The organism is Alloalcanivorax sp. C16-2 (assembly GCF_046507615.1).
Lineage (GTDB): Bacteria > Pseudomonadota > Gammaproteobacteria > Pseudomonadales > Alcanivoracaceae > Alloalcanivorax > Alloalcanivorax marinus_A.
Window position 1 is genome coordinate 37,937 of record NZ_JBKFTL010000005.1, and the last position, 13,969, is coordinate 51,905.

Consider the following 13,969-nt stretch of genomic DNA (forward strand, 5'->3'; position numbering starts at 1 on the left):
GCCATCCCGGCCCCGAGAAATACAAAGCGAATCCGATGGGAAGGCCATGCTAGGCAATCTGTTCAAACCCCGGTGGCGACACCGGGACGCCGACGTGCGCGCGCAAGCCGCCACGGCCCTGAATCCGGACCAGGACAGCGAACTGCTGGCGCGGCTGGCGCGCGACGACGACAGCCCGCGAGTACGCGCGGCGGCCGCCGCCGCCCTGCTTGATCTCAGCCTGCTTGATCAACTGATCGCCAAGGACACGGACGCGGCGGTGCGTGACGCCGCCTCCGAGCGCATCATGGCGCTGCTGGCCGGCACCGTGGCCGGGGCTCCCGCCGCCGAGACCCGCCTGCGGCTGATCCGCCATACCGACAATCCCCGGGTATTGATGCATGTGGTCCGGCACAGCCCGGACGCGGCCAGCCGCGAGGCGGCGCTGGCGTCGATCCGCGATGCCGAGTCGTTGTACCAACTGGCGTTGCATGGCAAGGACGCGGCCACCCGGCTGGCCGCCGCGGAACGGCTGGAAGACGACGAGCGGTTGCGCCAGCTGGGCCGTGAGGGTCGCGACAAGAAGGTGGTGCGCCTGGCTCGGGAGCGCCTCAAGGCCCATCAGCGCGAACACACCGAACAGGAGCGTCGGGAGGAGGAACGGGGACAGACCCTGGATGCCCTGGAGCACCTCGCCGCCCATAGCGCCGATCCCCTGTTCGCGGCCCGTTTCGGCCAGTTGGAACAACGCTGGGAGGCGCTCGCCGAGGGCGCCGACCCACGTCAGGCGGAACGCGCCGGCAAGGCCCTGGAGGACGCCCGCGCGCGGCTTGAGCAGGCGCGCCAGGAGGAGCGACGGGAAGCGGAGCTGGCGGCCGCCCGGCAAGAGCGGCACGCGGCCCTGGACACCCTGCGCGCTCTGATGCGCGACCTGGACGGCGACACTTGGGACCAGCAACTGGGCGAGCTGCGTTCCGCGGTGGCCACCCAGGAGCGCCGCTGGCAGGCCGCCGCCGAGGAAGCCCCCGGCGACGACGACCAGGAGCTGGCGTTCCGCTCGCAATTGGATGAGTGGCGGCGACTGATCGCGCTGGCCGAGGCCGCCCGCGATAACCCGGACCCGGAAGACCGCCGCGCGCTGGCCGAACAATGGCCCCGGCGGGTGCCGGCCCCCTCATCCCTGGCGGACCTGGCGCCGCCGCTCGGCGGCGATGTCGATGCCGCCGGGCCTGCCGAGTTGACCGGGGAGGCTTCCCCGCGACGCTCCCAGCGCAGCCGCCACCAGGGCCTGGTGGTGGCACTGCGCCGCGAGTTGCAGCGCGGCAACCTGAAACACGCCAACCGCCTTTGGTTGAAGGCCGAGGCGGTGCTCGCCGAGGAAAACGATCCCTGGCTGGCGCGGCAACTGGAACGCCACGGCGCGCGGCGCGAGGAGTTGCGTGACTGGCATGCCTTCGCCGCCCAGCCCAAGAAGGAAGCGTTGTGTGAGCGCATGGAAGCGCTTATCGAGCAGTCCATGGACGCCGACGAGCGGGCCAGTGCGATCCAGGCCCTGCACGATGAATGGCGGGCGCTGATGAGCTCCGACCAGGACCAGGATCAGGCTCTTTGGGACCGTTTCAAGGCCGCCTCGGACCGGGCCTATGAACCCTGCCGGGCCCATTTCGAGGAACTGGATGCGCAACGAGCCGAGAACCTGCGCCGCCGCCGCGCCCTGTGCGACCAGTTGGCGGCCTTCGTCAACGGCGAGAATTGGGACAAGGCGGACTGGCAGGCGGTGTGGGAGATCCGCCGGCGCGCCCCCCAGGAATGGAAGGACCATTCACCGGTGCGCTTCACCGACGGTCGTGATTTGCGCAAGCGCTTTTCCGCCCTGCTCTCCGAGATCGACGAACACCTGGACCGAGCCTGGCAGGAGGCCGAGCGCCAGCGCGCCGGGATGATCGACCGCGCCCGCGCCCTGAGCGAGCGGGAAGATGCCCACGACGCCGCCCGCCAGGCCCGCGAGTTGCAGAAGGAGTGGCGCGCCGCGCCCTGGCTGCCACCGGCCCGGCACCGGCGCTGGCAGAAGGATTTCCGGGGCCTGATGGACGCCATCTTCGGCGCCCGTCAGGCCGCCAGCCAGGCCCGGGACGAGGCCCGGCAGGCTGAGCGTGAGCGGGCCGCCGCCCTGCTCGACGACGGCGAACGCCGCCTGCGCGACGATCCGCTGGAGCTGGATGATGCCGCGCTGGCGGCGCTGATCGGGGAGCTGGATGGGCTCGATCATGGTGCTCTGGAACGCGGTCAGCAGCGCCGCAAGCAGCAGCTGCTGGACAGCCTGCGCCGCCGCCGCGCCGATCTGCCCCGCTGGCATCGCTGGCGCGATGCGGAGCAACGCCTGGCGGCCGCCCCGGACGGCGAGGTCTCCGATCAGGACCGCGCCCTGGCGGTGGCCCTGGAAGCCCTGGCCGGCGTGGACAGCCCGGAGCATGCCCGCGCCGAACGCATGGCCTGGCAGCTTGAACAACTGCCCCGGGCGATGAAGTCCGCCGGCTACGCGCCGTTGGAAGAAGCGCTCAAGCTGGTGGAGCAACGGGACGCGGACGCCCCGCTGGACCCGGCGCTGCGCCAGCGCATGACGGTGGCCCTGGCCGCTGTTGAGCCGCACGCCGGATAAAGCTGATCGCGGCTGAAGCCGCTCCTACCGGGTATGGAAGCCACCGTAGGAGTGGCTTCGGTCGCGATCCGGCGCTCAAATCCCGCTATTGCCCGTGGCGTTTGGCGGTTTCCAGGAACACCAGTTCCTCGGCGGTGCTTTCCCGGCCGAGAACCTGGTTGCGGTGCGGGAAGCGCCCGAAGCGCCGGATGATCCGCGAATGTTCTTCCGCTGCTTTCAGGCTGTGCCCGATGGCGGCCCGTGCCACCTCCGGCGCCCGTGCCTGGATGTCCCGGTAGCAAGCCACTGACCGTTTCTGCAGGTCCTCATCCTCGGCGTGCATCAGCGGCATGCAGAAGAACACTTGCCCGGCCCAATCCAGGCGCCGGTCCATGCCCGTCGACAATCCTTCCAGGCACAGAGTGGCGCCCCGATGATCGCCGGCGAAGGCATCGGCGGTGCCCCGGTAAATGTTGCGGGTGAACTGATCCAGCAGCACGATCAGCGCCAGCCGCGAGCCGGCTTCCCGTTCCCAGTCCACCAGTTCCCGCTGCAAAGCGGCCCGCACCCGGTCGCCGAACCGTTCCTCGATCTCCGCGTCTCGGGCCGGGGTGCTCTTGAACCAGCGCCGGCTCACCGACGCCGGCGGCCAGTCGCCGCCGGCGTCGCCAAACCAGAAGGTGAGGACGTCCTGATGGGGGGCGCTCAGATCCATGGGGCGGCTCCTTCCTGGAAGGTCACGGGCGGTGGGCAGGTCATTCGCAGGCCTCATCGGGCAGCGCGGTCTCGATCACCGGCCAGGCATTGTCCAGCAACCGGGGCTGCGCCTCGGCGGTGGGATGGATGCCGTCGCCCTGCAGTTGCCCGGCCTCCACCACGCCGTCCAGCAGGAACGGCAGGAACGGCACCCCGGTCTCTTCGGCCACGTCCTGGAACGCGCCCTCGAACAGGCGGGTGTAGCCCTGTCCGTAGTTGGGCGGGATGCGCATGCCCAGCAGCACCGCCTCCGCGCCGGCTTCACGGCTGAGGCGTATCATGGTGGCCAGGTTGTCCGCCAGCCGGCGCGGCGGCAGACCGCGCAGGCCGTCATTACCGCCCAGCTCGATGACCACGGTATCCGGCTGGTGGCGTTCCAGCAGCTTGGGCAGACGCACCCGGCCACCGTCGCTGGTATCGCCGCTCACCGAGGCGTTCACCACCGGTAACCCGGAACATTGCTTATCCAGACGCTGTCGGAGAAGCTGTACCCATCCCTGCGTTTCGTCGATGCCATAGGCCGCGCTGATGCTGTCGCCCAGCACCAGCACCCCTTCGGCGCGCACGATGGCGGGCACAATCAAACAGATTACGATCAGCAGGCGTCCCAACATATGGCTTCGACTCCGGTACTCGACGCGCGTCAACTTAGCAAAACGGTTCCCGCCCCGGAAGGCACGCTTACCCTCCTCGATGATATCGACCTGACGCTGAACCCTGGTGACAGTATGGCCATCACCGGGCCGTCCGGTTCCGGAAAATCCACTCTGCTGGGCCTGCTCGCCGGCCTGGACGTGCCCAGCGGCGGCGAAGTACTGCTGCGCGGCGAGCCTTTCAGCCGCCTGGACGAGGACGGTCGGGCGGCATTGCGCGGGCGCTATTGCGGTTTCGTATTCCAGGCGTTTCATCTGGTTTCCGACCTCAACGCCGTGGAAAACGTCATGCTGCCGCTGGAGATCACCGGCGCCGACCGGGCCCGGGCGCGGGCCCGTCACTGGCTGGAGCGGGTTGGCCTGGCGCACCGCGAGCGCCATTTTCCCGGCCAGTTGTCCGGCGGCGAGCAGCAGCGGGTCGCCCTGGCCCGAGCGTTCGCCCTGGAACCGGACCTGCTGTTCGCCGACGAACCCACCGGCAGCCTGGACCGGGCCAACGGCGAACAGGTGGCGAGCTTGCTGTTTGACCTCAACCGGGACCATGGCACCGCCCTGGTGCTGGTCACCCATGACCCGGCCCTCGCCGCCCATTGCGCCCATCACCATGAGCTGGTGGAGGGCCGTCTGAGTGTTTGATCCACGATTGCTGATGCGCCCCTGGCGTTCCGGCGCCTTCCGCATCCAGGCCCTGGCGCTGCTGGTGGCGTCCCTGGCGATCGCCGCGGTGGTGCTGATGCGCGGCGAGTTGGACCACCGCTTCGCCAACCGCACCGCCGAGGCCATTGGCGGTGACCTGATCCTGGAAGGCAGCCAGCCGGCCGGTGACGGGCAGGTCGCGCTGGTGGCGGACCGGCCCCATTCCCAGGTCACCCGTTTCACCACCGTGCTGGTGCGCGACGACACCTTCGTGCTGGCCAGCGTCAAGGCGGTGGACGACGGCTACCCGCTGTTCGGCGCGCTCACCGTGGCCGACCAGCGCTTCGGCGATCCCTACCCGGCGGCCCATGGACCGGCTCCCGGCGAGGTGTGGCTGGCCGGCACCGCCCTGGACCGGCTTGGCCAGGCCACCGGAGAGTTCATCACCGTGGGCGACCGCGCCCTGCTGGTCAGCAAGGTGCTGATCCGCGAGCCGGACCAGGGCGCCGGCTTCTACAGCATGAACCCGAGGCTGATGATGAACCGGGCGGACGTGGCCTCCACCGGCATTCTCGGCCCGGGCACCCGGGTGCGCCATGAACTGCGCATCGCCGCCCCCGGCGACGCCCTGGACACGGTGGCGGAGGCGCTGCGCCCGACCCTGGCGGTGAACCAGGAAATCGACACCCGCGACGATGCCGGTCTGCGCTCCATGGGCCCGCTGCGCCAGCTCACCCTGTGGGGGCAACTGGCGGTGATGATGGTGGTGCTGCTGTGCGGCGGCGCGGTCTACCTGGCCGCCGGCGTGCGCGGCGCCGAGCAGGCGCGTCGCTGCGCGGTGATGAAGACCTTCGGCGCCCGCCGTCGCCAGATACTTTCCCGGGTGCTGGGCCGCGAACTGGTGGCGCTGCTGCCGTCGCTGCTGGTGGGGCTGGCCCTGGCCGCCGGCGCTTTCCTGGCGCTGCGGCAATGGCTGGGCGACGAACTGGCCTGGCGACCGCCCTGGCACACCTGGCTACTGCTGGGCCTGGCGCCGGTGGTGATCTGGGCGGGCTTCGCCCTGCCGCGCCTGTGGCGGCTGGTCCATCTGCCAGCCAGGGAAATCCTCGGCGACAGCCCGGAAGCGCCCTCCGCCCGGGCCGGCCTGAATCTGGTCGGCGCCCTGCTGGCGCCGGTGCTGGTGGCGATGATGCTGTCCGGATCATTGATGGATCTGGGCCAGTTGCTGGCGCTGATGGTGGCGGTGGCCGTGGGGCTGCCACTGCTGCTGTGGATGCCGCTGCGCCTGGCGGACCGGGCCGGCCAGCGCTGGCCCCTGGCCGCGCGGCTGGCCCTGCGCCGGCTGTCGCGGCGACCGCTGACCACCCTGCCGATGCTGGCCGCCATGGTGCTGGCCCTGGCGATCATGTCGCTGGCCACGCAGGTCGGCCGGCAACTGCTGGCGGACTGGCGCGACCGGTTGCCGGAGCAGGCGCCGAACTACTTCGTGCTTAACCTGTTCGACCAGGATCTGGACGCTTTCCGCGCCTGGCTGGACGATCATGGTGCCCGCGTGCCCGGCTATTACCCGGTGGTACGTGGCCGGCTCACCGAAATCGATGGCCAGCCGGTCCGCGAGGCGGTAACCAAGGAAGAGGACGAGGACGATCAGGGCCAGCGCGCCCTCAACCGGGACCTGTCACTCACCGAGGCGGACGCCCTGCCGGAAAGCAACCGGACCCTGGCGGGGCGCTGGCTCGGCGACCGCCCCGGCGAGGTGTCGGTGGAGTCGGAACTGGCGGAGTCCCTGGGCCTTGAGGTGGGCGACCAACTGACCTTTACCGCCCAGGCCGGTGACCTGACCGCCACGGTGGTAGGCCTGCGCGAGGTGGACTGGGAAAGCTTCGAGCCCAATTTCTATTTCATGTTCAGCCCGGGCACCCTGGACGGCCAGAGCCGCTACTGGCTGACCAGTTTCTATCTACCCGAGGACCGCGCCACGGAACTGCCGGCGCTGATTCGCCAGTTTCCGCAGATCACCCTGCTGGACGTGAACGCCCTGCTCGACCAGGCCCAGGCGCTGATCGCCCAGGCCAGCCGCGCGGCCCTGGCCCTGGCGGCGCTGCTGCTGGCGGCCAGCGTGCTGGTGATGGCGGCGGCCTGGCTGGCCGGCGGCCAGCAGCGGCGCAAGGACGAAGCGCTGCTGCGGGTGCTGGGGGCACGCAGCGCCCTGTTGCGGCGGGTGGCGGTGCTGGAGCAGTTGCTGCTGCTCGGCGGCGCCGCCCTGTTCGCCCACCTGCTGCACTTGGCGGCGCTGGTGCCCCTGGGCATCAAGCTGTTCGACGGCGACCTGCCGTTGTCCGGCTGGATTCTGCTGCCCTGGGCGCTGGTCGTGCCCATGCTGGTCCTGGAGGCGGCGCGGCCGCGCAACCAGGAGCGCCCTCTGGCGCGCCTGGCCGGCTGACGGCGCCGGCGGTTAGAGCCGGTTGGCGATGCGCTCGCCGGCGAGCGCCCGGAAGCAAATCAGTGCCGCCACCGAGCTGCCCGCCATCAGGGCGGTCATGGGCAGCGGCGTGCCATCATGGATCATGCCCAACCCGGTGCCGATCAGGCCGGCCAGAAGAAACTGCAGGCAGCCGTTGAGCCCGGTGGCGGCGCCGCTGTCCCGGTCGAAATAGGCCAGAAAGCTGGCCAGGGCGTTGGGAATCGCCAGCGCCGCCATGCCCGCCACCAGCATGATCAACGGCACCGTGGTCCACAGGGTCAGGTGGCCGCTCAGCGTGAGGCCCAGCAGCACCAGGGCGGCCACCGCCTGGATCAGCACCGCCACGCCCATGATCACCGGGCTGTCATGGCGGCGCAGCAACAGCACGTTGACCCGGTTCAGGCCGAGCATGGTGACCACGTTGGCGCCGAACAGCAGCGGGAACTCCGACTCGTCCATGCCGAAGTACTCGATGTACAGGAAGGCGGCGTCGGTGATGAAGGTGAACATGGCCGAGAACACCAGGCCGTTGGCGAGGATGAACCCCATCGCCTTGCGCTGGCGAAGCACCCGCCCGTAGGCGGCGAACATGCGGTGGCGCAGCGGTTCCTCCGCTACCTGGGGCGTCACCGTGGGCAGCGCGAAACGCAGCATCAGCCCCACCACCACGGCGTAACCGGCCAGCATCACGAAGATGCTGGGCCAGCCGGACAGCTTGAGCAGCGCGGCGCCGATGGCCGGCGCCAGCAGCGGCGCGATGAGCAGCACCAGGCCCACGGAGGTGAGTACCCGGGCCGCTTCCCGACCGTTGAAATGATCGCGCACCGAGGCGGCGGCGATCACCACCGTGGCGCCGCCGCCGAGCGCTTGCACCACGCGCAGCAGGTAAAGCTGCTCCACGGTACGGCAGATACTGATCGCCAGGCTGGCGAGAATGAACACCACCAACCCCACGTAGGCCACTGGCTTGCGACCGAAGTGGTCCGACAGCGGACCGCCCAGCCATTGCCCCAGGGCCACGCCGATCACATAGAAACTGACCGAGAGTTCCACCCGGTGCACCGCCACGCCGAAGCCCTCCGCCATGGTCGGCAGTGCCGGCAGATAGGTGTCGATGGCCAGCGGCCCAAGGGCCACCAGCGTGCCCAGCATGAGCGCCAGGCGCAGCGGAGAAATCGCGGACATGAATCGTTTCCCGGGAAACCAGTTCAGAGGGAGGGCAAGCCTATCATTCAAGTGCCCCCGGTGCCCGCTTTGACGCGCTTTTTATCAGATTTTGATCGCTTCAAAACAAAGGCTTGCGGCGTTCCGGGTTGGCTGGGACCATAGCCGCATTCTCGAGACAAGGAAGCCCATGGAACTTTCCGCTCCCTTCCAGCTGGCGCTGATTACCGTGGTCGCCTTTCTGTGCCAATGGGCGTCCTGGCGAATCAAACTGCCGGCGATTCTGCCGTTGCTGATCTCCGGCTTGTTGCTCGGCTCGGTGGGCGGACTGATCCAACCCCTTGAGTTGTTCGGCGACCTGTTGCTGCCGGGGGTGTCCCTGGCGGTATCGATCATTCTGTTCGAAGGCGCCCTGACCCTGCGGTTCGATGAGATTCGCGGCCTGGAGAAGACGGTACGCCGGCTGGTGACCTGGGGTGCCCTGATCACCTGGGGCGTGGTGACCCTGGCCGCCTGGGGGCTGCTCAAGCTGCCGCTGGGGCTGGCGCTGCTGTTCGGCGCCCTGGTGGTGGTCACCGGCCCGACGGTGATCGTGCCGTTATTGCGCAGCGTGCGGCCCAAGGCCAACATCGCCCGGCTGCTGCGCTGGGAAGGCATCGTCATCGATCCGCTGGGCGCGATCCTGGCGGTACTGGCCTATGAGCTGGTGGTGGCCACCGGCCAGCAAGGCGCCCTGCTGCATGGCCTGTGGCTGTTCTTCCAGGCGATCGCCGTGGGCGCCGTGATCGGTACCGTGGTGGCCTTCATGCTGAGCGCCCTGCTCAGCCGCCATCTGGTGCCGGAATACCTGCGCAGCTTCCTGGTTCTATCGGCGGTGATCGGTGAATTCGTGCTCGCCAATGGTCTCAGCGAGGAATCCGGCCTGGTGGCGGTAACCGTCACCGGCATCGTCATGGCCAACCGCAAGGGCGTGCGCACCGACGACATTCTCCACTTCAAGGAGAACCTGTCGGTGATGCTGATCTCCGGTCTGTTCATCGTGCTCGCGGCGCGCCTGGAAATGGACCAGTTGCTCAGCCTCGGGGCGTCCGCCCTGCTGGTGCTGGCCATCGTGCAGCTGGTGGCCCGGCCGCTGTCGGTATGGGTGGCGACCCTGGGCAGCAGCCTCAACTGGCGGGAGAAGGCACTGCTGGCCTGGATCGCGCCGCGCGGCATCGTCGCCGCGGCGGTGTCGGCGCTGTTCGCCCAGCGACTGGAGGAAAGTGGCGTGGCCGGTGCCGACCTTCTGGTGCCCCTTACCTTCATGATCATTATCGGCACGGTGGCCCTGCAGAGCGTTACCGCGCGCCCGCTGGCGCGCTTGCTTAAAGTGGCGGAGCCGGGGCCGCGCGGCTTCCTGCTGATCGGCGCCAACCCGGTGTCCCGGGCCATCGGCAAGGCCCTGCAACAGAACAACTTCCCGGTGCTGCTGATCGATTCCAACTGGGAGAGCATTCGTTCCGCGCGCATGGACGGGCTGAGTACCTTCTATGGTAATCCGGTGTCCAGCCACGCCGACCAGCACCTGGATCTGGTCGGCTATGGCAAGCTGCTGGGGCTGAGCCCGCGACGGGAACTGAACACCGTATCCACCATGCGCTACCGGCTGGAATTCGGCGAGCCCAACGTCTACAGCCTGCCCTGGGTGAGCGAGAAGGAAGACAAGCACGAGGTGGCGGCGCACCATCGCGGCGCCACCCTGTTCAGCAACGAGGCCAGCTACGCGCGACTGGCCAGCCTGATCAGCCAGGGCGCGGAAATCCGCCGCACCCGGATCACCGAGGAATTCGACTTCCAGGCCTACCTGGCGGTGGAAGACCGCCAGGTGTGGCCGCTGTTCGCCATCGACCCCCGCGACCGCATCCATGTATTCACCGCCGAGGCGCAGCCGGAACCGCGCCCGGGCTGGTCGGTGATGGCGCTGATCAAGGATGATGCCAAGGAAGAACGGGTCTCCGAAAAGGCCTCCGAAAAAGCGTCGGAGAAAGGCGCCGGCAAGGGCACCGATCGCGGCTGAAGCCGCTCCTACTGGAGAGCTGTAGGAGCGGCTTCAGCCGCGATCGGCCCGGGAAGGCGATCTCCTTCAGGGATGTGTTTCCTCGCCGACCGCGTTGAACGAATCGATCAGCCCGCACACGCGACCGTCGTCCAGTCGGCAATCCGGGGCGTGCTCCCAGGCGGCCATGGCGGCGCGCATGCGCTCGCTGAGGCCGCTCAGTTCACGAATCCGGTCCTCCACCTCGCTCAGCCGCGTCTCGATCAGCTTACGCACCCGGGGACAGGGTGCCTCGCCCCCTTCCGACTCCTCGATCAGCTCGCGCACGTCGCTCAGGGTGAAGCCCAGGCTGCGCGCCTTGAGCGCGAAGCGCAGGCGGCGCAGATCGTCGCCACCATACAGGCGGTAGCCGTTGCCCGGATCGCGGCGCGGTCGCAGCAGGCCCAGGTCGGTGTAGTGGCGCACGGTTTCGGCGGTGGTGTCGGCCCGGCGGGCCAGGTCGGTGACGCGCATGGCATTACCCCGGTGTTGGCATCGGCAAAACCCCAGTGTAACACCGGGCTTTCAATACTGGCCCGGGTAACCAGTCGCATGGCGGATGGAACGGTACAGTGGCGCCAGGCGAGGATAAAGCCGTCGGTATACACGGCGGTAAAGACGGTCATAGAGCGCGCCAGGCACCGGGCGCGGCGTGAAGGTTTCGCCACGGCGCGTCATGGCCGCCACGGCGGCGCCGTGGTCCGGGTACAAGCCGGCCCCCACCGCGGCGTTGATGGCGGCGCCCAGGCCGGAGGTCTCGAAGGTGTGCGGTCGCACCGCCGGCAGGCCGAACAGGTCGGCGGTAATTTGCATCACCGCATCGCTCCGCGAGCCGCCACCGGACACTCTCAATTCCCGTACCGGCGTGCGGTTCCGTTTCTCCAAGCGCTCCTTGCCGTCGCGCAGGGCGTAGGCGATGCCCTCGATGATAGCCCGGTACAGGTGGGCGCGGGTGTGCACGTCGCCGAAGCCGATGATGGCGCCCTTCGCCTCCGGCCCCGGAATGCGCACGCCCGGGTTCCAGAATGGCTGCAGGGTGAGCCCCATGGCGCCGGGAGGCGATTGCTCAAGCAAGCGCTCGAAAAGGTGCTCCGGGGTCACCCCCAGGCGCTCCGCCTCGCGAACCTCCTCGGCGGCGAACTCGCGCTTGAACCAGTTCACCATCCAATAACCGCGCTGCACGATGATCTCGGAGTTGTAGCGCCCCGGCGCCGCCGCCCCATAGGCCGGCACGAAGGGAATCGGCTCCACGAAATGCTCGTTGCAGGTGTTGAAGGTGGCCGTGGTCCCGTAGCTCAGATTGCCCACCTCCGGGCTGAAGGCGCCGGCGCCGAGTACCTCACAGGCCTTGTCGGCACCGCAGGCGATCAGCGGCAGCCCCTCTGGAATACCGGTGTCGGCGGCGGCGCTGGCGGTGATCGCGCCGAGGGAGTGGCCGGGGCCCACCAGCTCCGGCAACTGCTCGCGGCGCACGCGCAGGGCGCGCCATTTCATATCCGTCGGAGCGGCCCAGTCCTGGCGCTTGAAATCATAGGGCAGATAGCCCACCTGGCTGGCGGTGCAGTCACGGCGCTGGCCGCACAACTTCCAGGTCAGGTAACCGGACAGCAGCAGGAAATAACGGGTGCTGGCCCACAGCTCGGGCTCGTCGGCGGCCAGCCAGTTGCATTCCGCCTTGGATTGAAACTGGCGCAGGGTCTCGCCCTGCCCCAGCGCCGCCACCGGCCAACGCCAGTACCAGGGCAGACGCGGATAGTCCCGGGTGCGGCGTTGATCAAGCCAGATCACCGCCGGTCGCAGCGGCCGCATGGCCTGATCCAGGCATACCACGGAGGCGCGCTGGGTGGTGAGCGCCACCGCCACCACCCGCTCGCGCAGCGCGCCGTGCTCCGCCCACAGGCCCAGGCAGGCCCGCGCCAGTTGCGCCCAGAAGTAGTCGGCGTCCTGCTCCGCCTGCCCCGGACCGGTGTCCCGGTAGGCCTGGATCGGCTGCTGATGACGCGCCACCAGCTCGCCGGCGGTGTCGAACAGCATGGCTCGCGCGCTTTGCGTGCCCTGGTCCAGCGCCAGCAGCAGTGGCGCCGGCCGGGCCGGGGCGGTGCTCACGCCGCTGCCCGCTCCACCGGCGGCACCCCATAGAACCGGGCCCGCAGGTCCTGGTAGCGGGCCCACTCCTGCCCCCAGCGGGTATCGTCCCAGCCCAGCAGCTCCGCGCTCAGGTGACGCAGGCGTTCCGCCAGGCCCTCGCCGCCATCGCGGCGCAGCAGGCCCAGACGGGTGCGCCGCAGCAACAGATCGTCCAGGTGCACCACCGCCTCGTTCCGCAATACCCAGCGCAGCAGGGCGTCGTCATCCTGGGCACCGTGCAGGAAGGCATCCACCTGGGGCGGCGCCTCCGGTAAAGGGCGGAACAGAGGCGCATTGCTGCGCCGCGCGCGGCGTGCCGATCGAGGGTCCAGCAGGCCGGCGGCGGCCAGAGCGTCCAGGGCGATCAGGCGGAACGTGGTGAGCTTGCCGCCACTGACCGTGACCAGGCCGTCGCGTTCCCAGACCGCGTGATCCCGGCGTTCCTTGGAAGGGTCCTTGCCGTCTCCGGAGGCGATCACCGGGCGCACCCCGGCCATGGTGGACAGCACATCGTCGCGGGTCAGCCGGGCGGCGGGAAACTGGCCGTTGACCAGCTCCAGCAGGTAATCCACCTCGGCGCCGCTGGCGCTGGCCTCCAGGTCCAGATCATCACCGTGATCCAGGTCCGTGGTGCCCACGCAGGTGACCCCTTCCCAGGGAAACACGAACACCGGCCGGCCATCCCGGGGGTGCATCACGGTAAGGCAGTCGTCCACCGGCAAGCGCTGGGGATCAACGAACAGGTGGCTGCCGCGCAGCGGGCGAATGCGCGGGCCCTGGCCGTTGTCATCCCCGAGGCGGTTGGCCCAGGCGCCGGTGGCGTTGATGACCACCGGCGCGCTCAGTTCTCCCTCCTCGCCGGCTACTTCGTCCCGGACCAGGACTCGGGTGACGCCGTCATCCCGGCGGGTACCGGTAACGCGGGCGTAATTGAGGCTTTGCCCCCCGGCCCGGGCCGCCTCGAGCAGGCAGCGGATCACCAGGCGGCAATCGTCGGTGAGCGCGTCGGTGTAGCTCATGGCGCCGCTGAGGCCGGTGTCGTCCAGGCCCGGTACCCGGCGCAACAGTTCCTTTCTGGACAGGAACCGGTGGTCGCGGATGCCGGCCAGGAAATCGTACAGGGACAACACCGCGGTCATTGGCCAGCGACCGGGGAAGCGGCCCTTGCGCAACGGGAACAGATAGGTGGCGCGCTCCACCAGCCCGGGCAGGTCGCGCAGCAGCCTTTCCCGTTCGCGCAGCGCGTCGCGGGTCAGCCGCACGTCGCCCTGGGCGATGTAGCGCAGCCCGCCGTGCACCATCTTCGAGGAGCGGCTGGAGGTGCCCCAGGCGAAATCGCGCTGCTCCAGAAGCAACGCCTTGCGGCCCTGCCGGGCGGCTTCCAGCAGCACGCCGGCGCCGGTGATGCCGCCGCCGACCACGATCAGATCCCACTGTTGTCCGGCCAGGTCGGCCAGGGTCGGGCGCTGTGCCAGCAT

Annotated in this window: 10 protein-coding genes; 4 read left to right on the top strand and 6 right to left on the bottom strand. The window is 69.3% G+C overall.

Annotation, left to right across the window (positions count from 1 at the left end):
* Positions 1–46 precede the first annotated feature (46 nt).
* Positions 47–2,638: a DUF349 domain-containing protein gene (locus ACLD02_RS17105; RefSeq protein WP_410299259.1), complete on the top strand. Its 2,592-nt coding sequence runs from the start codon at positions 47–49 to the stop codon at positions 2,636–2,638.
* A gap of 85 nt (positions 2,639–2,723) precedes the next feature.
* Here ACLD02_RS17105 and ACLD02_RS17110 read toward each other — a convergent pair whose 3' ends face one another.
* Entirely contained in the window at positions 2,724–3,332 is a 609-nt protein-coding gene (locus tag ACLD02_RS17110) for a DUF924 family protein (RefSeq protein ID WP_410299260.1), read from the bottom strand.
* A 40-nt stretch (positions 3,333–3,372) separates the two neighbouring features.
* The gene (locus ACLD02_RS17115; RefSeq protein ID WP_203101565.1) at positions 3,373–3,987 is read right to left on the bottom strand and encodes an arylesterase; all 615 of its coding nucleotides are present in this window, start codon (positions 3,985–3,987) and stop codon (positions 3,373–3,375) included.
* On the opposite strand from ACLD02_RS17115, the gene ACLD02_RS17120 reads away from it, so the two are divergent.
* Together ACLD02_RS17120 and ACLD02_RS17125 are read left to right on the top strand one after the other, a co-directional pair.
* Positions 3,988–4,662 carry an ABC transporter ATP-binding protein gene (locus ACLD02_RS17120; protein ID WP_410299261.1) on the top strand — a complete coding sequence of 225 codons (675 nt, stop codon included), beginning with the start codon at positions 3,988–3,990 and terminating at the stop codon, positions 4,660–4,662.
* On the top strand, positions 4,655–7,105 hold the full coding sequence (locus ACLD02_RS17125; RefSeq protein WP_410299262.1) for an ABC transporter permease: 2,451 nt from the start codon (positions 4,655–4,657) through the stop codon (positions 7,103–7,105). The genes ACLD02_RS17120 and ACLD02_RS17125 overlap by 8 nt, the downstream gene beginning before the upstream one ends.
* Before the next feature lie 12 nt (positions 7,106–7,117).
* On the opposite strand, the gene ACLD02_RS17130 is transcribed toward ACLD02_RS17125, so the two are convergent.
* Positions 7,118–8,311 carry a multidrug effflux MFS transporter gene (locus tag ACLD02_RS17130; RefSeq protein WP_410299263.1) on the bottom strand — a complete coding sequence of 398 codons (1,194 nt, stop codon included), beginning with the start codon at positions 8,309–8,311 and terminating at the stop codon, positions 7,118–7,120.
* A 169-nt stretch (positions 8,312–8,480) separates the two neighbouring features.
* Between ACLD02_RS17130 and ACLD02_RS17135 the strand changes: the two genes are divergently transcribed.
* Entirely contained in the window at positions 8,481–10,346 is a 1,866-nt protein-coding gene (locus ACLD02_RS17135) for a cation:proton antiporter (protein WP_203101577.1), read from the top strand.
* A 66-nt stretch (positions 10,347–10,412) separates the two neighbouring features.
* On the opposite strand, the gene ACLD02_RS17140 is transcribed toward ACLD02_RS17135, so the two are convergent.
* Genes ACLD02_RS17140 through ACLD02_RS17150 form a run of 3 tightly spaced genes read right to left on the bottom strand, consistent with a single transcriptional unit; the run spans position 10,413 to position 13,969 of the window.
* Positions 10,413–10,838 (bottom strand): MerR family transcriptional regulator, encoded by a 426-nt coding sequence (locus tag ACLD02_RS17140; protein WP_203101578.1) that lies wholly within the window; start codon positions 10,836–10,838, stop codon positions 10,413–10,415.
* A 51-nt stretch (positions 10,839–10,889) separates the two neighbouring features.
* Positions 10,890–12,470, bottom strand: a complete 1,581-nt coding sequence (locus tag ACLD02_RS17145) for an FGGY-family carbohydrate kinase (protein WP_410299264.1) — start codon at positions 12,468–12,470, stop codon at positions 10,890–10,892.
* On the bottom strand, positions 12,467–13,969 hold the full coding sequence (locus tag ACLD02_RS17150) for a glycerol-3-phosphate dehydrogenase/oxidase (RefSeq protein ID WP_203101579.1): 1,503 nt from the start codon (positions 13,967–13,969) through the stop codon (positions 12,467–12,469). Before ACLD02_RS17150 ends, ACLD02_RS17145 begins: the two co-directional genes overlap by 4 nt.

Bases quoted from the DNA above. Each gene is read 5' to 3' on its own strand.
- ACLD02_RS17105 (WP_410299259.1), top strand. From the start codon at position 47: ATGCTAGGCAATCTGTTCAAACCCCGGTGGCGACACCGGGACGCCGAC.
- ACLD02_RS17130 (WP_410299263.1), bottom strand. From the start codon at position 8,311: ATGTCCGCGATTTCTCCGCTGCGCCTGGCGCTCATGCTGGGCACGCTG.
- ACLD02_RS17140 (WP_203101578.1), bottom strand. From the start codon at position 10,838: ATGCGCGTCACCGACCTGGCCCGCCGGGCCGACACCACCGCCGAAACC.
- ACLD02_RS17115 (WP_203101565.1), bottom strand. From the start codon at position 3,987: ATGTTGGGACGCCTGCTGATCGTAATCTGTTTGATTGTGCCCGCCATC.
- ACLD02_RS17135 (WP_203101577.1), top strand. From the start codon at position 8,481: ATGGAACTTTCCGCTCCCTTCCAGCTGGCGCTGATTACCGTGGTCGCC.
- ACLD02_RS17120 (WP_410299261.1), top strand. From the start codon at position 3,988: ATGGCTTCGACTCCGGTACTCGACGCGCGTCAACTTAGCAAAACGGTT.
- ACLD02_RS17110 (WP_410299260.1), bottom strand. From the start codon at position 3,332: ATGGATCTGAGCGCCCCCCATCAGGACGTCCTCACCTTCTGGTTTGGC.
- ACLD02_RS17150 (WP_203101579.1), bottom strand. From the start codon at position 13,969: ATGCTGGCACAGCGCCCGACCCTGGCCGACCTGGCCGGACAACAGTGG.